This is a genomic window from Bacillus cereus ATCC 14579, assembly GCF_000007825.1.
In the GTDB taxonomy this organism is placed as follows: Bacteria; Bacillota; Bacilli; order Bacillales; family Bacillaceae_G; genus Bacillus_A; species Bacillus_A cereus.
Genome location: NC_004722.1, coordinates 2,423,003 through 2,449,384 on the forward strand (window position 1 = coordinate 2,423,003; position 26,382 = coordinate 2,449,384).

Here is a 26,382-nt window from a genome sequence, read left to right on the forward strand (position 1 = left end):
GAATGAAGAAGACTACCAACTAATTAAGGGCTTTAAAGTAACCACTTTAAATAAAATGTGCTTCCTTTCCCACACACAATTGAGTACATATTTAAAGTACAGTCTAATTGCTACACAGACTCTTGTACATATAAACATTAAGGTGAAATAGAGATAAGAATTCATTACATAAAAAGCATTACCAAGCTAAACGTACAAAATATCATCTGTGCATTTTGATGAAATGTTAAAATGCCTAGATGATATTTTTTTGAAGAATTCTTGGATATGTTTATGAATAACAATTCTTAATACTTAATGATTCTCTACTACTAAAACATCCGATAATTTATGTAATTAGATTTATAGGGTGTATGTACATTCACTTATATAGGGAAAATGAGGTTTTTCATATGAAGTATAGTTATAAAGTGTTTATATTTATTTGGACAATTATTTTATTGTTTTTTCTACTTTATTTTGGTTACAGTGAAATTTCCGAAAACGAGCAAATGCCAGTCATAACAATCAAACAATAAAAATAAGAAATACTACAAAAGCAAAACATAATAAAAATAGATACCCGAAAATGTTTAAGAACAGGAACAATTACATGCATAAACAACCTTACGATTTCCATGCATACCCCACGTCATTTGGGCAATAGGGGAAAAGTATTATTATTTGGCGTGCGCAATCTTCCATCACTAGTAGAAACGGAAAGTTCCGTATACCTGCTGAAGGAGGAAGATGTCTACCTGCCAGGGGGCGGATCTATTCAGCATCTAGAAATATTGGAATTAAAAGTGTAGAAAACAAATAGTGAAAAGGGAACATATCTTGTGATTCCTTTTTTATTCTTGTAGATAAGTCTGGGGAGAAAACGGGGATTTCTGCACGTAACATAGATCTCATCGGTATACTAATTGTGTTTTACGTATAGCTGGGAGTTGGTGTGATGGTATTTGCAATGGAGGTGAGATTCCGTCATTCTTTTCATGAAATTGAATCATTAGACATTCCAAATATATTGTTTCCGAGTCAGTGCAGGAAATTGTATCAAGTGATTGGAATCGGCATTCAAGAAGAATTCCGCAATCCCTATGTCATTATAAAAGAGCAACATGGTTCCGTTACATTCCGATTACCAGAAGAATTATCAACATGGGTGCAGAACAAATTATTACTTGTTAAAGGGGGCCAGTTTGTTTCCATACTGCATTTCAGTTAGCCATGCGAAGTTTTGTGCCATTTTTTGATCTCGGATATAAAAAGAATAGTCTGTCAGGTTAGGTGAGGAGATGCCACCTCTGACTTTCACATCATACGTAGGATGTGGTGTAACTTGAATCAATTCAGATTTATGATTCTGAATAAACATTCTAACCTTTTCAAACTTGTTAATTACAGGCTGTATCTCCATTTTAAACCGATCATAGGGATATGTTTTATTTTTATTGTAATACCTATCCAGTTCAATCAACTCTGACACTGCTGTATCAAATTCACTCTTTACTTCAGGATTTACTTTTTGCAACCATTCTTTTGCATAAGAGCGGAATGAAGATTTATAAAACAAATTCATATCAAAACCAGCTAATGTGAGTGGCTTTCCTTTTTCTTTTTGTTCTTTCATATAGGTAAATAATTGTTCAAGTTCTTCAGTTTTCCATACAGAGTATAAGGATTGTTTCATCGCTTCTGTAGCGGTTGAGTTATCAAAATTTTGCTGAACATCTGCTGCTTCCCAAAGCCCTGTTTCAAATGCAATCACATCATATTCCAGGTGTAACAGCTTGAGAGGAAGTGCTGGAAGACGGGATCCCTAAGAAAGCAAAAAAACTAGGTGTGAAATAATCAGTTATTTGTGATGGTGGATTCTCCTAGGTGGAGGGTTCGCCGTTTTTTATTATATGTTATGTTGTGGTTTTTATATAAAGCATATTGAAAAGATGGATTAAATCTTCTGGAATGATGTCTCCATAATTAATAACTTGTACAATAACCTTTCAATTATCACTAAATCCATTCATATCAACAAGTTGTCCCATATATCCCTTTGTAGCAATATCTTTTAAAGTACGCTAAAAAATACCCTTTATTTTATCTTTATCTTATCTTTACCTTATCTTTAAATTTTTATATTAAACTTAAAACCTTAAAGTATTGATGTTTGAGTCTAAAAAGGGCGGGAGATAGATGTTCATTACATAGTTTGTAAATAACCAATTACCTTTGAAAAATTAAATTTTTTATACGAGGAGGAATATATGAAGGATACAAGTAAAAAACAAATTATAAAAGTGTTCCTTATTAGTATTTTAGGCTTAGTAATAATACTTGGAATGCTATATTTTAATCATAAAACCAATATTCAACAAAATAAAGCGCAAGCCACCGAAAAACGTGTATTGCAATATGAGTCTACCTTAAAAAAAGAATTAGAAAAATATAATTTAGGAGAGAAAACACCAATTTTATTAGGAATTATGTATCAAGAGAGTAGAGGTGAGGGAAACGATCCTATGCAGTCATCTGAATCACTTGGATTAAAGCCAAATGAAATTCAAGAGACAAGCTTGAGCATTGAACAAGGGGTAAAACACTTTGCTAAAATGTATAAATATGGAACGGACAAGGATGTTAGCATGGATACAATTATTCAAAGCTATAATATGGGGTCAGGTTATATTGATTTTGTTGCTAGTCAAGAAGTTAAACAACACTCGGAGGATTCAGCCAAAAAGTTTTCTAAGATGAAAGTTGATCAAAATCCAGCGATGTATACTTGTGGTGGAAATAAAAATAATTTTAGGTATCCATATTGTTATGGTGATTTCACATATGCCACAAAGGTAAATGAAAAAACAAAACTTATTGAAGAACTTCTTCGAAATGTACATAGCTCTTCTAAATAAGTTGCAGAATAAAATATAATGATACCGTCAGTTAATAATAATAATAATAATAATAATAGCTAAGAAAAAACTACTTCCTTTCTTAATTCACATAATTTTCAAAAATAAATCCTGTGGATGTTAATATTTGTTATATAATATATTTGTCAAAGCATTACCCCTAAAGTTTCTACAGTCAATCTGTAAGATAGTTTGTTTGGCTCGTATATTCACCTTAAAACAAAAAGAACTTGTAGAGAGTCCTACAAGTTCTTTTTGTTTTAAGGGTTAAATGTGGATTTAAAATATAGTTGCAATTTTTTGAGGGGGAAAAGTAAATGTTTATAAAAACAGAAAGATTATTAATACGGAAATTTGAGTTCAAAGATTGGCAAGCTGTTCATGAGTATACATCAGATATCAATGTTATGAAATACATACCTGAAGGGGTTTTTACTGAAGAAAATACAAGAAACTTTGTGAATGAAAACATTGGTGAAAACGCTAAGAACTTTCCTGTAGTATTAATTCATAAAGATATTCTGATTGATCATATAGTTTTTCATAAATATTTTGGTGAGCATACATATGAGATTGGTTGGGTGTTCAATCCTAAATATTTCAATAAAGGATATGCTTCTGAAGCAGCACAAGCTACATTGGAATATGGATTTAAGGAAATGAAATTACATAGGATTATAGCTACATGTCAGCCACAAAATACCCCATCATATCGAGTAATGGAGAAGATTGGAATGAGAAGAGAAGGCTATTTCAGGAAGTGTATACCACATGGGAATGAATGGTGGGATGAATATTATTACGCTATTTTAGAAGAAGAGTAGTGTTTCAGAATGCATTATTTAAATTGACACTCTTATTCCTAAATAGGCAAGTTGACTATCTTTATTGGGGATTCTTGCTACTAAAGGCGAAGTTTATTTCCGGTATCGCTGACGTGCAAAACTTTGTATAATCTGATCTTATCTCTAAATCACAACTGTTACCCCATCACCATCAAGTTAAAGTTTCGTTTTATTTTGCTAACTTGATGGTGATGTGACGTAACCTTAATTATTTAAAAATTTTAAAAAGGCCCATTAGTCATGTTAAAGGGACCTTGATCACGCAAATGATCTGTAAACCAATTCATTTTTGATATACAGATCATTTGTATAATAATTTTTATAAATAATTGCTAAATAGTGAATTTACATAAATACTTTTAGTAGTTCTTGAATTAATGGGATTGCTCCACCTATAAATTTTAAAACTGCCATTGCGATTTCCATATTATTCTCTCCTCTTTTTCGTATTAAGATGTAATAAATCTTTATAACTTTATTATAGTAAGCGCTTACAATAATAACAATACATTTCCGTATGCAATATTGCATATTTATACATTAGATCTCTATTATTCATTTTTTAATGGTACTATAGCGAGGTGAGAGTCTTTAAGGGTTCTCCTTAATAGGAGGAAATATGGAAAGAGTGCAAGCGATTTACAGTAATCAAAAATTTAAGAGTTGGGTTAAACAGGTATTAGCTGTAGGAGGAGTAATAGGGTGCTGTTATTTGGTGTTATATGTTTTCTGTTTCTTAGTTATCATGTAAATAGTATACAACTAAACTAGTAGAGTCTTGCCTAGAGAGGTAAGGCTCTTTTATTGTAGTACCTGGAGATGAGCAAACTACATACAATATCTCTCAGGTTTTTCAGATCACTTTGTAGGATTCCTTGTTTAGAACACTAATTAATATCATTGAAAACAGAATTCTATGGATAAAAAATATGTTTTTACTAGATACATACTAAAAAGATAAGCATAAATTATATTAGATTTTGGCAAAATCTTTTTGAATTGGAAAAGGATTTAAATCTTACTTATAGACTTGATTCCTTTTTATATAATATAATCCTTATATTGATACGTAAATATAATACAGTAATAATAAATTAAAAGCAAGAATTTTAGTAGCGGTACGTTCACACATCCATCAACTTAAGATTTTCAAACAAAAAATTCTTTTTTTAATTGATTAATAGTAAACGAGAAAGATTGGCAAATTAACAACTAAAGAGATTTCTTCAGGTAAAATCTATCAAAAGGTCCTTTACAAAATTTATACATAAGTCAATTATAAAATCATGTAAATATTATGTATTTTTGTAAAAGAAATTCATTGACACTTGTGTATATAAGTAACTATACTCGTTACATCAAATTGAATGCGTGATAATACGATTTTATTATTATTACAAACATGTAAATATAAAAATAGAAAATCTCAATTTGATAAATACAATGGTAGAGGTGTTTATTTTAATGAAGCACAAATTAATTGCAACAGGTATCCTTGCAGGAGCTATATTATCCTATTCTTCTAATATTTTAGCAGATACTCATAAATTCCCTGATGTTCCTACATGGGCTGATAAATCCGTTAACTATTTAGTTGATAAACAGGTATTAAATGGTTATCCAGATGGAACTTTTGGTTCAAATGACTCCTTAGACAGAGCTTCGGCTACAAAAATTATGACAAAAGTTTTAGGTATAAAAATTGACCCTAATGCAAAACCATCTTTTACAGATTCACAAAACCACTGGGCTACTCCTTATATTGCTGCTGCTGAAAAAGCTGGTATTGTTAAAGGTGAAGGTAATGGAATCTTTAATCCATCCGGAAAAGTAACTCGTGCTGCTATGGCTACCATGCTAGTAAATGCATATAAACTACAAAGCACAGCAAATCATAACGAGCAGGTTAGATTTGAAGATTTAAAAGGGCATTGGGGAGAAAAACATGCCAATATTTTAATAGATTTAAAAATTTCTAATGGTACCGAGAACGGTTGGCAACCAAATAGATTTATAACACGTGCTGAAGCTGCTCAACTTACTGCAAAAACAGATATGTTACAACAAAATTTAAACGATGAAAAAGAGGTTATTACTGCTACCTCATATGAAGATTTAAATTTAACAGTGGCTTCGAAAATTACAGCTCAAGAGATTGATAGTTTTATTGCAAAATATCATTCAGATAGTCCCTTAGTTGGACATGGACAAGATTTTATCAATGCGCAAAATCAATATGGCGTGAGTGCTCATTATTTAGCGGCGCATGCGATTTTAGAATCTGGATACGGAAAATCAGAAATCGCATATCAAAAACATAATTTATTCGGTCTACGTGCATATGATGGAGATCCGTTTAAATATGCGAAATATTTACCAAGCTACGGCGATAGTATTGCTTATAACGCTAATTATGTACGAGAAAGATATTTAGAAGAAAGTGGTATGTATTATAACGGGTCAACATTAACTGGCATGAACGTGAAATATGCATCAGATAAAGGCTGGGCTAAGAAAATTGCGGGTATTATGGAACGTATTAAACCGTTTCGTGTAGAAGACTATACATATGCAAAAAAATTACCAAAGAATCCTGAAACATTAGATGTCGACGCGTTATCTAATGAAATTCCATATAAAATGTATGCAGACGGTTCAAGCTCAAATGTTGTATCATCAGCTACTTACTATCAGGTACCTTATCCATTTAATTTAAAAATTAAAAGTAGACCAGATGTAGCTGTCGAGGAGAATAAAGTTGGTACAGTAACTCCTGGAACAACCATCTTTATTTATCGTGAAGATCCGAATGGATGGGTAGAATTCTCTTTTGAAGCTAATGGAGAAAAATATTGGACATTAAAAAATAAATTAAGTATGTAATTAAAAAGATCTATTTCACTAGTTTTAAAAGTATGGGATTGGACAATTGATTCTCTAGATTGGAAATACAATAAATTACCCGTTGATGTAGCAGCTGCAAAGATTATTCAAAATGTCTTAGCAGGTGCTACATCCGCATACTTTTTCGGGAAAATGTTGCGCAAAGTAGGTTCATTTTCAACACTATCTCCTGGTTCACCGTAATCTTCAATGATGTAATATTCTTTATTTTTAATGTATATATTGAATATACAAATATATTGTGTTATGATGTGAATTAGAAACTCGCGTGTTTCAAATACAACATTTTTATCTTTTTGATGACCTCTTATCTTTCCGTAAGAGGTCCTTTTTTATCCCTCCGTATTGCATAGCCGCTAAAATACTATGAAAAGATACTAGAGACTACTACAATGTGATATTCTCTAGTATTTTTTCTTTATCCATATTATCTATTGTTGGGTAATTGATGAATTGTTAATTTTTGTATAATTTTCACAAAATAACTTTGAACCATTATTTATTTCAATATAAAATAATAAAGGTATATATATGAATAGGTATGTCCTTTTTATGTGATGATAATGCGAATTGAAGCGTAATACTGAAACGGTAAACGAGAAGAATCAGGGCCGAAACAGATAGTAAGGAGCAGACAATACTTATAATGAAAACGTTCATAATGGACTGTCTATGGATGGAGAAAAAATACGAAAAGATAAAAGGGGCAAATGAATATGAACAGAGCCTTTAAAGGTACCGTATTAGCAGGGATAAGTGTGGGTTTCTTGCTAGCTGGTTGTACAATAGAAACATATGTCCTAACGCAGTCCAGAATATAAGCAAGTAGATTAAGTATTCTAAGCAGATAAATGAAGACTATAGCGATGAAGAAATTGAAAGACAACTAAGAGGTATAGCATCCTGACTTTCTAAATAACATGAGTGTTTCTATAGAATGAATCCTTAGGAGGGCTATTGTGGAACCTTTAATCAATGCTATTTTATACTTTGTATTTTTATTTGGAGCACTGTTTCTTATACTGGGTACTGCATTGGTTTTATTAATCGCGGCTGCATTACCAGTAATCTGGAAGAAAAATCTATCATTCCTAATGATTAGCTTAGGTATAAATATACTTGTCATTCCATTGTCTTTTTTTATTGGCGGGATGGCAACAGATTCCCCTGGTAGTACGATGCACGATTTTTGGGAAGTATTTTTGTTTATTCAGATATTTCCGTTTCCCCTAGTACTGCTATCTTTAGTTTGGTGGCTTGTGCGTCGAAAAAAAGAAAAAGTTCATGTGTAGCGTTTTTAATGCAAATAAGCTGTCCGTTTGGGCAGCTTATTATATTTATTACTAAGCGTGATTATTTCCAAAATGAATGCAATACCACTATACAGTTAAATTGAAGGTGAACCATATTGAAATCTTATCAAACTTTAGCCCACTTGTATGCATTAGGACTAGGCTGCGGACTTTGGAATAGAGAGGAGGTTATTTCATGGTGCGATAGGTTGATTGAAGCAAATGATCACCCGCCATATGAAATTATGGAGATATCTTTAATGTCTAAAGCAAAGCTGATATATATATAGAATCGGCTTTACTGTCATATAGCCGCATAGTTGATGAAAACCCCTCGGTAAACATCCTTCTTTCAGTCTTAAATGAAAAGTTAGTAGTTCAGAAATGGAATATTAAACAAGCTATTACTTGCTCTACTCGATTACTAGTAAATAGAGGCCTGTATTGGGAAGAAGAATATTTTGATTTATACAGCCTTAATGATAGCTATGACTTAGCACAGGAAGGTATCCATTTTAATGAAAAAGATGTGATTTCTGCTTATATCGATACATTAGGTGTTTTTCGCGTCCATTTTAACGAGTTTGAAGATCTCTATTTACAAGTCATGAAACAGAAGTGGCAAGGGTAGAAGGCAGGAAAAAGAATCATTGGATCGTAAGAGTTACTTCCTGTATTTATCACCAAATTTATCTAGCCAAGACAAATCTGTCTTCGTGTTGATGAATTTTTGTCTCTTAATAACTTAATGCTATCGTTTTTATTTTTTCCGACAGCAAGCTAAGTTAGCATGTTTAATGCATAATGAGACGCCTGTAAATGAGCATTACTATTTAAATTTTTACCAGAGAGTAATTTAGTTAATTAGTAGAAAAAGGAAGGGGCCTATTTGGCTCCTTCCTTTTTCTCATACATACATAACGCTTGTTGACAACTTATGAAATAATAGCATTCATCGCTATTAAAATATAACATTAAAAGCAATTAATTAGATATGTAATTTTGCATATATTGTACTATTTCATGAATAGGAACAAAACTATTTATCTCTTTCTGTATGGAGACAAATAGATTTAGGTTTACTTAAGTTAAGAAGATCTGATCATTGATTACTGGTTAAACCATATTTCTACGTATTTGAAAAAAATTATATTTGATGACGGATCTATTGTCTTTAAGACGGGAGATAAAGTAACAGAAGAAAAAATTAAGAGATTATATTGGGCAGCCAAGGAAGTAAAAGCACAATATCACCGTGTAATTGGAAATGATAAAGCACTAGAACCGGGTAATGCTGATGATGTACTAACAATAGTAATTTATAATAATCCAGATGAATATCAATTAAATAGACAATTATATGGATATGAAACAAACAACGGTGGAATTTATATTGAAGAGAAGGGGACTTTCTTTACATATGAGCGTACGCCAAAGCAGAGTATTTATAGTTTAGAAGAGTTGTTCCGTCATGAATTCACTCATTATTTACAAGGAAGATATGAGGTTCCTAGTTTATTTGGAAGCGGAGAAATGTATCAAAATGAACGGTTAACTTGGTTCCAAGAAGGGAATGCAGAATTTTTTGCAGGATCTACACGTACAAACAATGTTGTTCCACGTAAAAGTATAATAAGTGGCTTATCATCTGATCCAGCAAGCCGTTATACAGCAAAGCAAACTTTGTTCGCCAAATATGGATCTTGGGATTTTTATAAGTATTCCTTTGCACTACAGTCTTATTTGTATAATCATCAATTTGATACATTTGATAAGCTTCAAGATTTAATCCGTGCAAACGATGTGAAAAATTATGATGCGTATCGTGAATTATTAAGCAAAAATACACAATTGAATGCAGAATATCAAGCATATATGCAGCAGTTGACTGATAATCAAGGTAAATATAATGTACATCAAGTAACAAATGATTATTTAATTCAACACGCACCAAAGCCGTTAGCTGAAGTGAAAAACGAAATTGTAGATGTAGCAAATATAAAAGATGCAAAAATTACAAAACATGAGTCGCAATTCTTTAACACATTTAGCGTGGAAGGCACGTACGTTGGTGGGATATCAAAAGGTGAGTCTGAAGATTGGAAAACGATGAGTAAACAAGTAAATCAAACTTTAGAGCAGTTATCCCAAAAAGGGTGGAGCGGTTATAAAACAGTTACAGCCTATTTTGTAAACTATCGTGTGAATGCAGCTAATCAATTTGAATATGATATTGTTTTCCATGGTGTTGCGACAGAGGAAAAAGAAAAAACGACTACTATAGTAAATATGAATGGACCATACAGCGGGATAGTAAATGAAGAAATTCAATTCCATAGCAATGGTACAACAAGTGAAAATGGAAAAGTTATTTCTTATCTATGGAACTTTGGGGATGGTATAACAAGTACAAAAGCGAATCCTACCCACATATATGGAGAAAAAGGAACATATACTGTGGAACTAACTGTGAAAGATAGTAGAGGAAAAGAAAGTATAGAACAGACAAAAGTTACTGTAAAACAAGATCCGCAAACAGGCGGGTCCCTTGAAGAAGAGAAGATACTCCCGTTTAATACGCTTGTAAAAGGAAATCTGGTTACTCCTGATCAAACAGATGTTTATACGTTTAATGTTACAGATCCAAAAGAAGTAGAGATTTCTGTGGTAAATGAACAAAATATTGGGATGACATGGGTACTTTATCATGAATCAGATATGCAAAATTATGTAGCTTGTGGTGAAGATGAAGGAAATACTATAAAGGGAAAATTCGTAGCGAAACCAGGGAAATATTATCTGAATGTGCATAAATTTGATGATAAAAATGGTGAATATTCACTATTAGTAAAATAAATTCATTTCCGATATGTATACGAGAGTTGTATTTTAGGAGGAGTCTGTCACGATAGGCTCCCCCTATTTTTTTATTTATAAGGATGAAACTAAGCTTCCAACCTGTGTTCCGATTGGGAGGCATACAGGTGACACTCCAGGATTTAGTACTTTTGCTGAAGTACACTTGACGGAGAACGCATGCTTGTTATCAGGTTTGAGTAATACGAAAAGCGCTAACAGTCAGGATTCTTCTTCCATTTGGTGAAAAGGAAAAAATTTTCATGGAACAATAATTTCTCAAGTAGAATATTTTGTTATGTGGAAAATAAAGTAAAATGAATATTTACGTTATAGAAGAAGCGCTGTAAAATATTGTTTATATTAAGATTTTTTGTATATTTCAATAATTAATTCTATTGGCTTTCATTCCAATCAAAAAACTGTCATAAAAAAAGAGGGGGAAGACATTGTTTGCTAAAATTTGTTTGTAAAAGCTTTTAACCTGTTAAGAGCAATCCTAAGGTAGACTATTAATTTCTTTAATAATTTTTGCTTTCCTTTAGTACTTGGCATAATGCATTAAAAAGTTTAAATTTTGAAAGGAGAATTTGACATTTTATATATATAGTATTTTTTATTGTATTCCTAACCATTCAAAGAGAAGGGGATGTGATTAAGGTGAATAATACATATAATGAAAAGACGCATACATTGATTAAACAATTATTAAAAAAGTTTTCACCAAAAGTTCCTGGCTTTGCATATATGGCCAGTTTTGATAGCGGAGTAACGTATAAAGGTGCAGTTGGCTTAGCTTCTATAGAGGAAAATCTACCGATAACCACAAAGAGCGTTTTTAATATCGCCTCAGTTTCTAAACAATTTACAGCGTTTTCTATATTACTCTTAGAACAAGAGGGAAGATTGAGTTTAGATGATTCAATTGTAAAGTTTGTCCCTTCTATAGGAACATATGCTGAACCAGTAACATTGAGGCATCTAATTCATCATACTGGCGGACTAGTTGATTATATGGAATTGGCTCATGCGGAAAATATTGAATTTACTGATATATTAACTGTGGAACAATCGCTAAAACACCTTAATGGTCATCAAATTGCAAGGTTCCCTGTTGGCACAAAATTTGAGTATAGCAATACAGGATATTTTTTATTGTCATTGGTGGTAGAGAAGGTAAGCGGGAAGTCTTTACGTCAGTTTGCAAAAGAACGTATTTTTGATTCTTTAAATATGAAAGACACAACAATTGTAGATTGCTACCCAACTACTATATCAATTGCTAGGGGGTATTCAAAGAATGAACAAGGAGCATATATGGTCTATGAAAGCCCTTGGGAACATACAGGTGATGGGGCAGTTCATGCAACAGTCGAAGACCTGGTAAAGTGGGGAGAAAATTTAACTACAGGTACCGTTGGCGGAAAAGAACTTGTTAAAAGAATGAGCGAAATAGGTCCGGAAATTTCTCCAACTAGGGAAACGATTATTGCCAATGAAGATTATGCTTTTGGGCTAAGGCTTGCAGAAGGTTTTAACTGTCGATACTTGGAACATTCAGGTAGCTGGGCAGGTTATCGTTCATACTTCATGCGGTTTCCAAAAGAATATTTGACTGTTGTAGTACTAAGTAACTATGATGGATTTGACTCTAAAAAATATGCTAATGAAATAGCAGGAATTATTTTAGAAAAGTAAAAAATAGGGTGTAGAAGAGTATCTGGATTTGGTTAACCACACGTTGTTTTAGGGTGTAATTGATTTTGGGAACGGAAGGCAGGCATATATTTATGCCTGCCTTTTTTGTATTAAAATGAACATAGATATTAATTTTTTTGTAAATATGGAACAATGTCATTACTTACACTGTCTATTAAGCGTTAAAACATTTTTTATTAAATAAATTACGAAAGGAATCATCATTTTTAACTAAGGGAGAAGATTGAATTGAAAAAATTATGGATGCTGCTTTTCGTTTGTTTCGCAGTTTTGTTGGTAGGATGTAATAAAAACGAACCACCAAAACAAGCATTTGAAGAATATATCAATTTATGGAATGATAGAAAATTTGCAAATATGTATGATCATTTATCAGACCATGCCAAAAAATCGATTTCTAAAAAAGAATTCACAGAAAAATATCAAAAAATCTATGAGGGGATTGGAGCTAATAATTTAAAAGTTAAAATGAAAGGAGAGAATACGAAAGATAAAGAGCTTTTTCTTTTTGAAGTTAAGATGGATACGGATGTAGGACCAGTTTCATTCATCCATGAAGCAAAACTTGTGAAAGATAAAGAGTCTTGGGAAATAGATTGGACACCAGACTTCATCTTCCCAGGTATGAAAAAAGATTACAAAGTACGTATGCAAATAGAGCAAGGAAAACGCGGAGAAATATATGATCGAAATGGAAAAGGGCTTGCAACGAATGGTAAAGCGACTGAGGTTGGAATTATTCCAGAGAAACTAGGCGAAACAGCAGCGCAAACGAAAGAAATAGTAGCACAATTACTTGATATGTCTATAGAAGAGGTCGAACAAAAGCTCACAGCGAAATGGATAAAACCAGACTCCTTTGTACCAATTGGCATTTTAAAAGAGGGAACCAGACAGAATGATTATATTGAATTAGAAGGAGTTTCATCTCACCCAGTAAATATTCGTACGTATCCATTAGGTGAAGCAGCGGCACACTTAACTGGATATATAGGAAAGGTGAATGCGGAGGAGTTAAAATCACTTCAAAAACAAGGTTATCAAGCAGATGATTTAGTAGGTAAGACTGGTTTAGAGAAAGTGTTAGAAAATAAATTGCGTGGTGAAAAGGGTGGACGCGTATTTATAGAAGATGAGAAGGGGAAAGAGATTAAAAACGTAGCAAAAAAAGAAGCAAAAGAAGGAGAAAATGTTACGTTAACAATTGATGCTGCAATTCAAGAAAAAATCTTTAATGAGATGAAAACTGAAGCAGGGTCTAGTGCAGCGGTCAATCCTAAAACAGGTGAAACAATCGCACTTGTAAGTAGCCCTGCTTATAATCCAAATATAATAGTTAGAGGAGCATCGAAAGCCCAACGAGAAGCATGGAGTAACGACTCGAAACTACCAATGACGAATCGCTTTACACAAGCATTTGTACCAGGTTCCGTATTTAAAACGATCACAGGTGCAATTGGTTTGGAAACAAACACAATAAATCCGAAGGAAGAATTTAAAATTCAAGGATTGAAGTGGACAAAAGATTCATCTTGGGGAAATTACTATGTAACGCGTGTAAAGGATGCAAGTCCAATTGATTTTGATAAGGCAATGAAGTACTCTGATAATATTTATTTTGCTCAACAAGCTTTGAAAATAGGAAAAGATCAGTATGTAAATGAACTGAAGAAATACGGTTTTCATGAAAAATTACTAATCGAATACGAATTTCCTATTTCAATCATTGCAAGAGATGGGATAAGAAACGATATCCAACTAGCAGACACAGGCTATGGACAAGGACAAGTATTAATGACACCACTTCATTTAGCATTAACATATGCACCGATTGTGAATGAAGGGAATATTCCGTCGCCACATCTTTTAAAAGAAGCAAAAGTAGCAGGGAATTGGAAAGAAAATGTGGTTTCTAAAAAGAATCAAGAAATATTAAAGAGTGCATTAATCAAAGTCATTAATGACCCTGATGGTGCAGGGAGAATTGCAAAGGTTGATGGTGTAACGCTTGCTGGTAAAACTGGTACAGCAGAACTGAAAGAGTCGAAAGAAGCAGACGGAAAAGAACTGGGATGGTTCGCAGCTTTCGATGCAAATGCGCCAGACATGATTGTTACAATGATGATTGAAGATGTAAAAGGAAGAGGGGGAAGTAACGTTCCAGGTGAAAAAGTAAAACATGTATTTCAGAAATAATACTTAATTATAAGGTGAATTTTTTGACTACATTTATTACATGTTTGCTTAACTCAAAGATATAAATTGGGGAAAATATAGAGCAATGAAATTTCAAAAAGCATTCTTTCTAATCGAGAATGCTTTTTTGTTGCGACTTTAGAAAGTTAATACCTTATCTTAATTTTCATTTCTGAAAAGTTGGCATTGCTAATGGTAAATAGAAGAGTATAGCAAGTTGAAATGGACAAGTGGAGTGTTACGTTAAATTCAAAAAACAGATTTTCATGAGTAGAATTTTATCATTGTATGCTTTACTTGTTTTTTAGTAGTATTATTCTGCTTGAAAAAAGATAAACAATGGAACAAATGAAACTTGTATCTTGTCTATATATTGAAACCATAATAAAAGTGAGGGCAGTTTTTATGTTTATTCAAATAAGTTTGAGGTGTGGAAATGGAACAGACGTTTATTGAAAAGTGTAATCATGATGAGCTGGACTATGTTATAAAAGACTATTGGCAAGATGTATGGAATTATTCATTTATTATTACGAAAGATCCACACTTATCAGATGATATCACGCAAGATGTATTTATAAAGGTGTTTAAAAATTGGAATTCATTTCGAAAGGAGTCATCTATTAAAACGTGGATTTTAAAAATCACAAGAAATACGGCAATAAACTATTTGAAATCCTCCTATTTTAAAAGGATATCTTTAATAGGATTTTTTAGTGACGATAAGCAATCCCTGTCAGCAGAACAAGAATTTTTTAACCAAGAAGAGATGAATGAGGTGTGGAAGGTTGTATTAAAACTACCTAAAAAGCACCGTGAAATAATTATATTGGACGCAAAATATGAATTATCATATGAAGAAATGGCTGAAACATTAGGAGTATCCATTGGAACTGTAAAATCGAGATTAAGTAGAGCGAGAAGTAAGGTTTCAAAATTAATAGGGGAGGGTAGTAGTGATGAACAATAAACAAAATCCTGACTGGTATAGAAAAATAAAAAAAGGCCCAATGGAGAATCGTAAAGATGAAGAAGAATTTATTTCTAAAATAAAGCAGTCTATATACGAAAATAATGAAGTGGATTTTGTAAAACATAAAAGACCATTTCGTAAAAAAGCATTACCTATTGTAGTTGTTTTAGTTTGTACAATGTTATTTTTCATTGTTCAACAACCTTGGCTTGATGATAATAAATCACCAGTACAAAGTAGTACTCAAATTAAGCCTAAAACAAAAGATGAGTCTGCTCAAGATCCATCATTAAAACAATTTATGAATGAACTATATCAAAGTACGAACTCAAAAAATGAAAATGACCTGTACAAAGCGTTAAATGATGAAGTTCTATTTAAAGGGAAGAGTTATAAGAAGGATGAACTGAAGTTTGATGAAGATATTTTTCATGAGTTGCAAGTCGCCCTTACAATGGGGGGAGAGTTTGGAAATGATACAAAGCAAGTATATAAAGTACCAAGTGGATTGACGGAAAGTAACCAACCAAAGCAAGCACATTTTATATATGCAACTGTTACTGGAAATAAAACAAAAATTTTAGCAGAACCAAAGCGAGAATCACAAGTTTTATATGAAGTATCTAATGAAATGGTAAAAGCTTGGATTCCAGAAAAAGTGCAGAATGATGGATATATAAAAATATCGACAATTAACGGTAATACTGGATATGTACAGAAAGAGTACATTTTAACTGATATTAAATATTCATTTATGTTCGAAAAGAATAATGAAGGTATATGGAAAATAATAAATATAGATTCTATATGGTAAAAGAGGAAGGTTCACTTTAATGAACCTTCCTCTTTGTTTTTATTCTCTTTTTGAAGAGTATTCCAGTACTCTAAAATTTCTGATGTAACGAGAGCGGCAATGTTTTTTTCGGAATTACTGCCAGGAATAACGACAGAAACGGCAATTTGTGGATCTTCAGTAGGAGCATATGCAATGAAAAGAGAATGATTTATCATTCTTTCTTGCTCATTTGGAAAACCTGTAATACCTGTTTTACCTGCGACGTCAAAGGGCAACTTTTTGATTTCCTCTATATTTTGACTCATTCCACCTTGCACGACACTCCAAAAGTTCATCGGGTAACGATTTGAACTTTCTAAAATGGTTTTAAACTTTTTGGTTTCCTTACCATCTTGACCAATAATCGCACTTACGATTTGAGGTTTATATTTATCACCTTTACTTGCCAATGTTGCTGCATATTGAGCGAGTTGAAGAGGAGTATGCACTTCATTTCCTCCCCAAGAGGCATTTAATAAAGCAGAAATCCCATTTTCAAATTTATTAGATGGATGGAATTCATATTGTCCGTCTTCTTCAAAGGGCAAATCAATCCCGGTTTTAGAACGTAGGCCGAATTGCATTAAATAATCTGTCCATATATGTGCCACTTTTTCTATATTTCCATTATTTTGGTTGAATAAGGGCAGAGCTACTTTTGCTGTCATAAATGTGTTAGATGAATTAATGATAGCCTGCCTCGGTGTAATCTCACCTGTTGGTGTTCCAGGTGCATTCGTAATGTTATTTTGATTATCATACTGAAAAGTACCTTTATCTAAATAAGTATCTTCGGGTTGAAAAAGTTTTTCGTTTAATCCAATTAAAATAGTAAGTGGTTTTATAGTAGAAGCCATATTTACATAAGATTCACCATACTTTAATTTTTGAATCGCTTTATTTTGCGAAAGAGATTTAATATTTTCTTTTCTAGAAGATACATGTGTATTTAATATATTTGGATCAAAAACTGTCGAGTTGACCATAGTTAAAATCGCGCCAGTTTTTGCATCGCTCACTACAGCATAACCAGCTTTAGCATCAGGTGTTTTCTTAATTTGCGATCTTAATGCTTCTTCTGCCTTTTGCTGCAACTCAGAGTCTAAAGCTAGCCGTACATCTTTTCCTTTTTGTACTTTTTGAATGTTCCATAAGAACTTTTTATTATTCAATTTAAAAATAAGAGTTTTACCTGGTTTTCCTTTTAAATCATTTTCATATTGCAGCTCAATCCCGCTTTTTCCAACAGCCATATGCTTTGAATTAAGGTCATTTTCTACATACCCAATTACTTGTGAACCAATTTCGTGTTTAGGATAATATCGAATCCATTCATCTTTAATTATTACATTATTGGGTTTGTTTTTGTTTATGAATGCAAGTTCATTCTCAGTTATATCAGAGTATAACGGTATATCATTCATAGTCTGCTTTTTACAAGATTGTTGTAATTGAGATTTTATGTTCTCTGTAGAAATATCATGTTGAAACTCGCTTGAAAATTGATTAAAAAAAGCTAATGTGCTTGATGTATCTTGTTTCGATAGCTTTTCATCATTAGAAGTGCAATATAGAGACTTAACTTTCTTATTTGTAGCTAGTATTGCACCATTTTGATCAAAAATCTTTCCTCTTTCAGCTGAAGAAGTTGCGATAGTAATTGAAATGAAGTTGATTTTTAATAAAATTAGTAAAATCAAACCTACAATAGAAAGAACCGCAAATAATCTCCATCTTTTTGTATGTAACATATAACCCTCCCTTATGTAGCCTACTTCATCTTATATTTAATTATTTTTTTTGTAAATGTGGAACAACTGTATTGTTTAGGTTGTCTATTAAGTATTACAGCATGAAGAAAGGAATAATCAATATGAAAAGTTACTAGCAAGCCTATGTGTAAAATATAATATGAGTCACATTGCAATCGACAAAAAACAAGTGAGAAAAAAGGAAGGGAGATTTATCAATTACGCGGCTATACAAAAAGGAATTAATACTTACAAAGATTTAGAAAAAAAGATAAGACACTATTTATAACCGAATAATGGTTTCAAATATATAGGGAACGTTTAAGTATTAGTGAGGAGTTCCGGAAGAATTATATGGAGGATTTATGAAAGAACAAAAAGGAAAGAAACAGAAGACATATATATCTATTCGGTTAAATATTATGTTCCTTTGCATATTTTTACTATTCTCAGCTATTATTATGCAGCTAGGGAAAGTACAAATTGTGGAGGGAGAGGATTATAGGAACCAAGTGGAAAGTAGTCAAAATGCAATAACTAGTATTCCAGTTCCACGTGGACAAATTTTAGATCGAGAAGGGAAAACAGTCGTTAATAATAAACCTCTTCGCACAATTACGTATACAAGGGTAAAGGGGATTACGAGTGAAGCTGTTTTAAAAACAGCAAAAGACTTGGCGGAAGTACTTGAAATGCTCGAACAAGACATAAATAAATTAACCGATATCGATAAAAAAGATTTTTGGATGCAGTTGAATTCGAAACGTGCGGAGACAAAGATTACTAAGAAAGATATAGAAAAGTTTAAAGAAAAGGGTATAGAGGGGAAAGAGTTAGATAAAAAAATAGAAGACTTAAGACGAGGTCGCGTTACAGAGGTAGAATTAGCAGAATTAACAGCACAAGATTTAAAGGTGTTAGCTATTAAAAGTAAAATGAGTTCAGGTTATCAACTAACACCACAAATTATAAAAAAAGATGTAACAGATGAAGAGTATGCGCGGATAAGCGAAAATCTTGGAGATTTTCCAGGAGTAGATGCCACTGTTGATTGGGAACGTAATTATGTAAATGGTAATTTATTTCGTTCTATATTAGGAAATATTACGAGTAGTGAAGAAGGATTACCGAAAGAAAATTTAGATTCTTATTTAGTACGTGGATATAACCGTAATGATCGTGTTGGAAAAAGTTATATTGAACAACGATATGAAGATGTATTACACGGCACGAAAGAAGAAGTGAAAAATATTACTGATAAATCAGGAAACATTGTTAGCACAGAAATAATCTCTAAAGGAAAAAGTGGTAATAGTTTAACATTAACGATTGATATGGAATTACAAAAGAAAGTGGAAGAAAGTATAGAGAAAAACTTGAGAGCTTTTAAGAGTTCAGAGCCACTGCTCGATCGAGCTTTTGTTGTCATGACAAATCCAAATAACGGACAAATTTTATCTATGGCAGGCAAAAAGATTGTAGAAAAAGAAGGGAAAATAGAGGTTGAGGATTTGGCGTTAGGTAACATGACAACTTCGTATGAGCTAGGGTCAGCTGTAAAAGGTGCTACTTTATTAACTGGATATGAGACAGGGGCAATACATCCAGGAGATCAATTTTATGACGCGCCGATGAAATTTAAAGGTACACAAGCTAAAAAATCGTGGCAATGTATCCGGATTTGGTAATATTAATGATTTACGAGCTTTACAAGTATCTTCAAATGTATACATGTTCCAGACAGCTTTAAAAATTGCGGGAGTCAATTACGTACCAAATGGCTCATTGGATATTAAACAAGGAGCATTTGATACGATGCGCTATTATTTCAAGCAATTTGGTTTAGGTGTCCCAACAGGTATTGATTTACCGAATGAAATAATTGGACAAACGAGAAAAGTAGATAGTCAACCTGGGTTTTTACTAGATTTTTCTATCGGTCAGTATGATACGTATACGCCGTTGCAATTAGCGCAATATATTTCAACGATTGCGAATGGTGGTTATAGAATGCAACCTCAAATTGTACAAGAAATACGAGAACAATCAATAAAAGAAGAGGTTGGCAAAGTTATACGTTCCATAGAGCCTGTCGTATTAAATCGAATTGATATGAAGAAAGAACATATTGATCGGATAAAAGAAGGGTTTAGATGGGTATTCCAAGAAGGTGATGGAACTGGCGTGAAATATTTCAAAAACGCGCCATATAAACCAGCAGGAAAGACAGGAACAGCCCAAACTGTATATGGTGGAGATGACCCGATTGGTAGAAATGCAAAAGGAGAACGTATGGAATGCTACAACTTAACGTTAGTTGGATATGCTCCATATGATAATCCAGAAGTAGCATTTTCCGTAGTAGTTCCATGGCTTCATGATGATAAAAATGGAATTAATTCTATAATTGGAAAGGAAGTATTAGATGTATACTTTGATTTAAAACAGCAACGTATACATGGTGAAGCTACTAGTACAGGTAGTTCTAAGCAAAATTAAGATACTTTTCTCAGGGAAGAGAACCTGTTTGTATAAAGCCATTTATAAGAAAAAATGAAATGTGAAATAAGAGATAGCGGCGATCATAGCTACTATCTCTTATTTTGTTAATAACTCTCATACTAGCTATAAAATTTTTTTCAGTTTATGGAACAAATTTGGTTCGGTGATTGTCTATTATGTGTACGTATAAAAAGGTACTAAAAATTTGGAAGGAATGATGATTTTGAAAAATAAGAGGATGCTAAAAATAGGAATATGCGTTGGTATATTAGGTTTAAGTATTACAAGCCTAGAAGCTTTTACAGGAGGGGCACTGCAAGTTGAAGCGAAAGAAAAGACTGGACAAGTGAAACATAAAAATCAGGCGACGCATAAAGAGTTCTCTCAACTTGAGAAAAAATTTGATGCTCGATTAGGTGTATATGCGATTGATACTGGTACAAATCAAACAATCTCTTATCGATCTAACGAAAGATTTGCCTTCGCATCAACCTACAAGGCTTTAGCAGCAGGAGTATTACTACAGCAAAACTCAATTGATTCATTAAATGAAGTAATCACATATACGAAAGAAGACTTAGTGGATTATTCACCTGTTACAGAGAAACATGTAGATACTGGAATGAAACTAGGAGAAATTGCTGAGGCAGCTGTTCGTTCAAGTGATAATACTGCAGGGAACATTTTATTTAATAAAATAGGAGGACCTAAAGGATATGAAAAAGCGCTTAGGCATATGGGGGATCGGATTACTATGTCTGATCGCTTTGAAACAGAATTAAACGAAGCTATTCCAGGAGACATTCGTGACACTAGTACAGCGAAAGCTATTGCTACGAATCTTAAAGCTTTTACGGTCGGAAATGCACTTCCTGCTGAAAAACGTAAAATTCTTACAGAGTGGATGAAAGGAAATGCTACAGGAGACAAACTTATTCGTGCAGGCGTACCAACTGACTGGGTAGTTGGAGATAAATCAGGTGCTGGCAGTTACGGGACAAGAAATGATATTGCTATCGTTTGGCCTCCAAATAGAGCACCAATTATCATCGCAATTTTATCTAGTAAAGATGAGAAAGAGGCTACCTATGATAATCAACTCATTGCAGAGGCAACGGAAGTTATAGTTAAGGCTCTTAAGTAATAATCTTTCAATTCTTTATGTAATATAATTAAAAATAAAAACTTGGAAAGCGATTCTTTTTAATGTGAAAAGAATCGCTTTTTTTATAAGCATGTAAACTATTTATACCTATGTATTATAAAGATATAATTAATGTAGAAAAGAGGGTGAATAGTTATGGAGAATGACAATCAAGTCTTTTGGAGAACAGATTGTCTTGTTTTGAGAAGGTTTAGTATGGATGACACTAACTACTTTCATTTTTATCGTTCTAATCCAGAAGTGGCTAAATTTCAGTCATGGGTTAATTATCAATATCATGAGGCTAAAACGTTTGTAAATGAACAAGTTAAAAATAATCCTAATCTACCAGGTACTTGGTTCCAGTTCGCAATTGCTTTAACTGAAAATAACAAAATAATTGGAGATTGTGCACTTCACACACTTGTAAATGAACCTCGCATCGTAGAAATCGGATTTACTCTTTCTCCAGAATATCAGGGAAAAGGCTATGCAACTAAAGCTGTTTGTGCCTTATTGAGTTACATATTTCATTCATTAGGAAAACATAAGGTGATTGCATTTTCGGACGTTCGAAATAATAAGTCTATTTCTGTACTAGAACGAGTGGGGATGAGGAGAGAAGGTCATTTATTGCAGAATTACATGCTAAAAGGCCAGTGGATTGATGAATATCAATATTCAATATTGAAGTCTGAATGGAAGGACGCTACATAATTATAAAATTTAGAAACAATGAAGGAACTTATTCATGAAATTGATGAAAATGCCTTTGTCAATGTATATGATGTTGCGGAAGTACAAGGCGGAAACTTTAAAAAGCATGATATCCATTAAGGGTATTAACTAACTTAAATATTTTATACATAGTTGATTATTGAAAAAGATAAAAACCTCACCACATATAGATATACAACTGATATGTACTAAGTTGTATAACTGCAAGGTACATAGAACTAAAACTAAGATATTCATACGAACTCAAAAAGCTGAAATTCCTTAACTTGGGAATTTCGGCTTTAATGTTATATGATAGAGTTACGATTAGAACAGAACCGGGCATGTTTACTTCAACAGAGTGATATAAGTTCTTCAGTTCCTAAAATTAGAAACTTGTACTTGATTATCGTAGTTAAATCGATTTCACTTTAAAAGAGAACCGTTAGATAAAAAGAATAATCTATTGAAATGTTTTTGAGAATTGTAGTATTGATGAAGATTTTAGGAGGGAATATGAGCAAGAAGATTAAAAGAAGTATATTACTTATTGCTACATTAGTAGGTTGTAGTATCTTTTTATTTTTACAGAACAATTTAATAAGTATAACTGAGATTAAAATAACCTCTAGTAAAATACCATCCTCTTTTAAAGGGTATAAAATTCTACAAATTTCAGACTTACACAATAAAAAATTTGGCGATAATCAAGATGTGTTAATTCAAAAAATGAAAAGTATAGACCCAGATATTATTGCAATTACGGGTGATTTAATTGACAGTAAATCATACGATGCAGAAGTTAGTATGCAATTAATACGAGAAATGGTAAAGAAGTATCCTGTATATTTTGTGACAGGAAACCATGAACAATGGTCTGGAAAGTATAACAGTTTAGAAAAAGAGTTGAAGAAATATGGTGTCAATGTTTTAAGGAATGAACATGTAGGCATTCGAAAGGGTGAGCAAGAGATAAACTTGCTAGGTATTGATGATCCAGAGTTTGGTACTGGAAACCGTGATGAAGGAAATATTATAATAGATGAAATTAAAAAAGCAAAAATTGAAATGCAGCCAGATAGATATAATGTATTATTATCCCACAGGCCTGAATTTATAAAGGAATATACGAATGAGCGGTTGGATTTGGTTTTATCGGGACATGCTCATGGAGGGCAAGTTAGATTGCCATTTATCGGTGGATTAGTTGCTCCAAATCAAGGTGTTTTACCTAAATATACAGCGGGTTTATATGTAGAACAAAATACATCAATGGTAGTGAGTAGAGGATTAGGAAATAGTATCATTCCGCAAAGGATTTTGAATAGGCCAGAAATTGTAGTCGTGCAGCTAAATTAAGCTGTACGATTTTTTTTATACAAAAATGAGTAAAGGGGCTTTCTGTATTTTGCAGGAGTAAACATTACAATTTTGTTAAAAATTTTCTACGTTACATAAAGTAACAAAATTTGACCCTCAGTGTTTGTTATAGTGTAAATAATCAAAAAACTTAAAATTTGTCGAGTGAAAATTGTGATAAGTAATTCATATAAAAAACTTAAAGGGGTGTACACATGCATAAAGAATATGAAATTGAAGAATACACGGCGATTGAGGAACAAATCCATTATTATTGTAAATGTTTATTAGTAAGTCATCCTGATCAAATAATAAAGTATTTAGAAAAAAGGTTAGAAAAATATGCAGAAACATTACAATATGCACATTTATATCCTGACACAGTTATTTTACCGTTACAGCAATTAGTTATCGAATATTCTTTAGACGTTGCTAGAATTCGGAAGTATATGAATTTAAAAACGTAAAGTGAAATTTATAGTTTAAATGAAACAGAGTCGACTTTAGGAAATGAAATTCTAATGTCGACTCTGTTTCATTGTTTAATATCGGTGATTGAACATACATACTAATCAACGAAGTTTGACATATAATTAAGCAAGAGTAAAATAAAAGTGAGTACTCACTCATTTTTATTAGAAAAGGAGGATGAAACGTGCAACAACCTTCAATTATTTTACGGACTGTATCAAAAAGTTTTGGAAAAAAAGAAGTGTTACACAATCTTTCATTGCAAGTTGAAAAAGCAGAGATTTTTGGTTTTGTTGGACCTTCTGGATCGGGGAAAACAACGCTCATTAAAATGATTGCAGGTATTAATGAGGCAACGAAAGGTGAAGTGCTTGTTAATAATACTAATATGCCTAATTTAAATGAGATGAAACGAATTGGTTATATGGCCCAGGCGGATGCATTATACGAAGAATTATCAGCATATGAAAATGCAGATTTTATAGCAACGATGTATGGACTAAAGGGAAAACGTAAAAAGACAAGAATTGCAGAGGTTTTTGAACTTGTACAATTGTCACAGTATATGAAAAAGCAAGTACAACAATTTTCAGGTGGAATGAAAAAACGCTTATCATTAGCAATAGCGCTCCTTCACGAACCAGAAATATTAATTTTAGATGAGCCTACAGTGGGGATAGATCCGCTTCTTAGAAAAACGATTTGGGAAAAATTTTATGATCTTAAAAAGAAAGGCACAACGATTATTGTAACGACGCACATTATGGATGAAGCTGAATTTTGTGAGCGTCTAGGGTTAATTAGAGAAGGGAAACTAGTTGCGGTTGGAACAACTGAAGAATTGAAAAAACGCGTGTCATCTGGACGGATTGAAGATGTCTTTTTGCTAGAAGAGGTGGTGCCATCATGAGAGTTACTGGTGTAATCATACGTATTATTCGTCAATTTTTTCGAGATAAGCGTTCGTTAGCAATGATGTTTGGAGCACCGATGTTATTACTTTGGCTTTTGTCACTAGTGTTTACACAGAAAGACTATATACCGCAAATTGCTGTTGTTGATATGCCCGCTCAAATAGTAAAAGTGATGAAAAATCAAGAAGCGTCAATTTATGAATACAGTAAGGAAAAGGCGATTTCTGAGTTGGAAAAACAAAAGGTAGATGCAGTATTTCGAATAGAGAATGGAAAAATGAAACTTCTGTTGGAAGGTAGTGATTCGTCAAAAAATCGTGCTGTACTTCAAGTATTGCAAAAAAGCACAGAGAAGAATGATGTATCGATTATGAAACCTGAAGTAAATTATTTACATGGCTCTAAAGACTTTACGATGTTTGATGGGCTTGGTCCTGTATTAATTGGTTTCTTTACATTTTTCTTTGTATTTATATTATCTGGTGTATCTTTCGTAAGAGAACGTTTAAGTGGTACGCTAGAAAGGTTATTATCCACCCCAGTAAGAAGATGGGAAATAGTCGCAGGTTATATTATTGGTTTTGGAATCTTTGCCTTTATACAATCCATTATTATCGTAAGTTTTTCCGTTTATATTTTAGATTTATACGTAGCTGGCTCCATATGGCTAACGTTACTTATTACATGTATGCTCTCTTTAACTGCACTAACATTAGGTACGTTTTTATCGGCATACGCAAATAATGAGTTTCAAATGATTCAATTTATACCGCTTGTTATTGTGCCACAAATCTTCTTTTCTGGATTGTTTCCAATGGAATCTATGAACCTACAAATGTTAGGGAAAGTATTTCCACTCACATACGGCGCTGACGCAATGAGACAAGTGATGATTCGGAATCAAGGGTTTACAGAGATTGCATTAGATCTTACTGTGTTATTACTTTTTGCAATATTATTTGCAGTAGGAAATGTATTTGCTTTAAAGAAACATCGCAAAATATAAT

Annotated in this window: 18 protein-coding genes and 6 pseudogenes; 20 read left to right on the plus strand and 4 right to left on the minus strand. The window is 32.7% G+C overall.

What is annotated here, in order from left to right; genetic code table 11:
• The first annotated feature begins 937 nt into the window (after positions 1-937).
• Positions 938-1,210 (plus strand): hypothetical protein, encoded by a 273-nt coding sequence (locus BC_RS12295; protein ID WP_033685121.1) that lies wholly within the window; start codon positions 938-940, stop codon positions 1,208-1,210.
• Here BC_RS12295 and BC_RS12300 read toward each other — a convergent pair.
• Positions 1,163-1,753 (minus strand): erythromycin esterase family protein, encoded by a 591-nt coding sequence (locus BC_RS12300; protein ID WP_002164540.1) that lies wholly within the window; start codon positions 1,751-1,753, stop codon positions 1,163-1,165. The two genes, BC_RS12295 and BC_RS12300, sit on opposite strands and share 48 nt — an antisense overlap.
• Positions 1,754-2,249: 496 nt before the next feature.
• Here BC_RS12300 and BC_RS12305 point away from each other — a divergent pair, with 496 nt between their 5' ends.
• Together BC_RS12305 and BC_RS12310 are read left to right on the plus strand one after the other, a co-directional pair.
• Complete coding sequence (locus tag BC_RS12305) at positions 2,250-2,897, plus strand: lysozyme family protein (protein ID WP_000655736.1); 648 nt, start codon at positions 2,250-2,252, stop codon at positions 2,895-2,897.
• A 317-nt stretch (positions 2,898-3,214) separates the two neighbouring features.
• Entirely contained in the window at positions 3,215-3,721 is a 507-nt protein-coding gene (locus BC_RS12310; protein ID WP_000470149.1) for a GNAT family N-acetyltransferase, read from the plus strand.
• A 366-nt stretch (positions 3,722-4,087) separates the two neighbouring features.
• On the opposite strand, the gene BC_RS12315 is transcribed toward BC_RS12310, so the two are convergent.
• Positions 4,088-4,273: a hypothetical protein gene (locus BC_RS12315; RefSeq protein WP_002196003.1), complete on the minus strand. Its 186-nt coding sequence runs from the start codon at positions 4,271-4,273 to the stop codon at positions 4,088-4,090.
• Between the two features lie 933 nt (positions 4,274-5,206).
• Between BC_RS12315 and BC_RS12320 the strand changes: the two genes are divergently transcribed.
• Positions 5,207-6,625, plus strand: coding sequence for an S-layer homology domain-containing protein (locus BC_RS12320; RefSeq protein ID WP_000680975.1), 1,419 nt, complete (start codon positions 5,207-5,209; stop codon positions 6,623-6,625).
• Between the two features lie 24 nt (positions 6,626-6,649).
• Positions 6,650-6,763, plus strand: a pseudogene (locus tag BC_RS12325) (polysaccharide deacetylase); the annotation flags it as partial.
• Here the strand turns inward: BC_RS12325 and BC_RS28030 are convergent.
• Positions 6,751-6,858: pseudogene (locus BC_RS28030) on the minus strand (peptidase M56); the annotation flags it as partial. The pseudogenes BC_RS12325 and BC_RS28030 sit on opposite strands and share 13 nt — an antisense overlap.
• Before the next feature lie 747 nt (positions 6,859-7,605).
• On the opposite strand from BC_RS28030, the gene BC_RS12330 reads away from it, so the two are divergent.
• The 7 genes and pseudogenes from BC_RS12330 (at position 7,606) to BC_RS12360 (ending at position 16,496) form a co-directional block, all read left to right on the plus strand.
• Entirely contained in the window at positions 7,606-7,938 is a 333-nt protein-coding gene (locus BC_RS12330; protein ID WP_000433519.1) for a hypothetical protein, read from the plus strand.
• 116 nt (positions 7,939-8,054) lie between these two features.
• Positions 8,055-8,569: pseudogene (locus tag BC_RS12335) on the plus strand (protein kinase).
• 509 nt (positions 8,570-9,078) lie between these two features.
• Positions 9,079-10,794 (plus strand): annotated as a pseudogene (gene colA, locus BC_RS12340) (collagenase ColA); the annotation flags it as partial.
• 660 nt (positions 10,795-11,454) lie between these two features.
• The gene (locus tag BC_RS12345; protein ID WP_001066664.1) at positions 11,455-12,492 is read left to right on the plus strand and encodes a serine hydrolase domain-containing protein; all 1,038 of its coding nucleotides are present in this window, start codon (positions 11,455-11,457) and stop codon (positions 12,490-12,492) included.
• A gap of 249 nt (positions 12,493-12,741) precedes the next feature.
• Complete coding sequence (locus BC_RS12350; protein WP_000737757.1) at positions 12,742-14,709, plus strand: penicillin-binding transpeptidase domain-containing protein; 1,968 nt, start codon at positions 12,742-12,744, stop codon at positions 14,707-14,709.
• Positions 14,710-15,145: 436 nt separating this feature from the next.
• A complete protein-coding gene (locus tag BC_RS12355) occupies positions 15,146-15,679 on the plus strand; it encodes an RNA polymerase sigma factor (protein WP_000438330.1) in 534 nt (177 codons plus the stop codon).
• Positions 15,669-16,496 carry an SH3 domain-containing protein gene (locus BC_RS12360; protein WP_001060762.1) on the plus strand — a complete coding sequence of 276 codons (828 nt, stop codon included), beginning with the start codon at positions 15,669-15,671 and terminating at the stop codon, positions 16,494-16,496. Before BC_RS12355 ends, BC_RS12360 begins: the two co-directional genes overlap by 11 nt.
• A gap of 11 nt (positions 16,497-16,507) precedes the next feature.
• Here the strand turns inward: BC_RS12360 and BC_RS12365 are convergent, their stop codons facing one another.
• A complete protein-coding gene (locus BC_RS12365; RefSeq protein WP_000903359.1) occupies positions 16,508-18,268 on the minus strand; it encodes a peptidoglycan D,D-transpeptidase FtsI family protein in 1,761 nt (586 codons plus the stop codon).
• A gap of 365 nt (positions 18,269-18,633) precedes the next feature.
• Between BC_RS12365 and BC_RS12370 the strand changes: the two are divergent.
• The 8 genes and pseudogenes from BC_RS12370 (at position 18,634) to BC_RS12405 (ending at position 26,381) form a co-directional block, all read left to right on the plus strand.
• Positions 18,634-20,767: pseudogene (locus tag BC_RS12370) on the plus strand (peptidoglycan D,D-transpeptidase FtsI family protein).
• A gap of 220 nt (positions 20,768-20,987) precedes the next feature.
• Positions 20,988-21,914 carry a class A beta-lactamase Bla1 gene (gene bla / locus BC_RS12375; protein ID WP_033685397.1) on the plus strand — a complete coding sequence of 309 codons (927 nt, stop codon included), beginning with the start codon at positions 20,988-20,990 and terminating at the stop codon, positions 21,912-21,914.
• Between the two features lie 156 nt (positions 21,915-22,070).
• Positions 22,071-22,631 carry a GNAT family N-acetyltransferase gene (locus tag BC_RS12380; protein WP_000426600.1) on the plus strand — a complete coding sequence of 187 codons (561 nt, stop codon included), beginning with the start codon at positions 22,071-22,073 and terminating at the stop codon, positions 22,629-22,631.
• 18 nt (positions 22,632-22,649) lie between these two features.
• Positions 22,650-22,751, plus strand: a pseudogene (locus BC_RS12385) (DUF2179 domain-containing protein); the annotation flags it as partial.
• A gap of 396 nt (positions 22,752-23,147) precedes the next feature.
• Entirely contained in the window at positions 23,148-23,990 is an 843-nt protein-coding gene (locus BC_RS12390) for a metallophosphoesterase (RefSeq protein ID WP_000037684.1), read from the plus strand.
• Between the two features lie 215 nt (positions 23,991-24,205).
• Positions 24,206-24,457 (plus strand): hypothetical protein, encoded by a 252-nt coding sequence (locus tag BC_RS12395; RefSeq protein ID WP_000548621.1) that lies wholly within the window; start codon positions 24,206-24,208, stop codon positions 24,455-24,457.
• 188 nt (positions 24,458-24,645) lie between these two features.
• Positions 24,646-25,371: an ABC transporter ATP-binding protein gene (locus BC_RS12400; protein ID WP_001187071.1), complete on the plus strand. Its 726-nt coding sequence runs from the start codon at positions 24,646-24,648 to the stop codon at positions 25,369-25,371.
• Complete coding sequence (locus tag BC_RS12405; protein ID WP_001266729.1) at positions 25,368-26,381, plus strand: ABC transporter permease; 1,014 nt, start codon at positions 25,368-25,370, stop codon at positions 26,379-26,381. Before BC_RS12400 ends, BC_RS12405 begins: the two co-directional genes overlap by 4 nt.
• Position 26,382 lies beyond the last annotated feature (1 nt).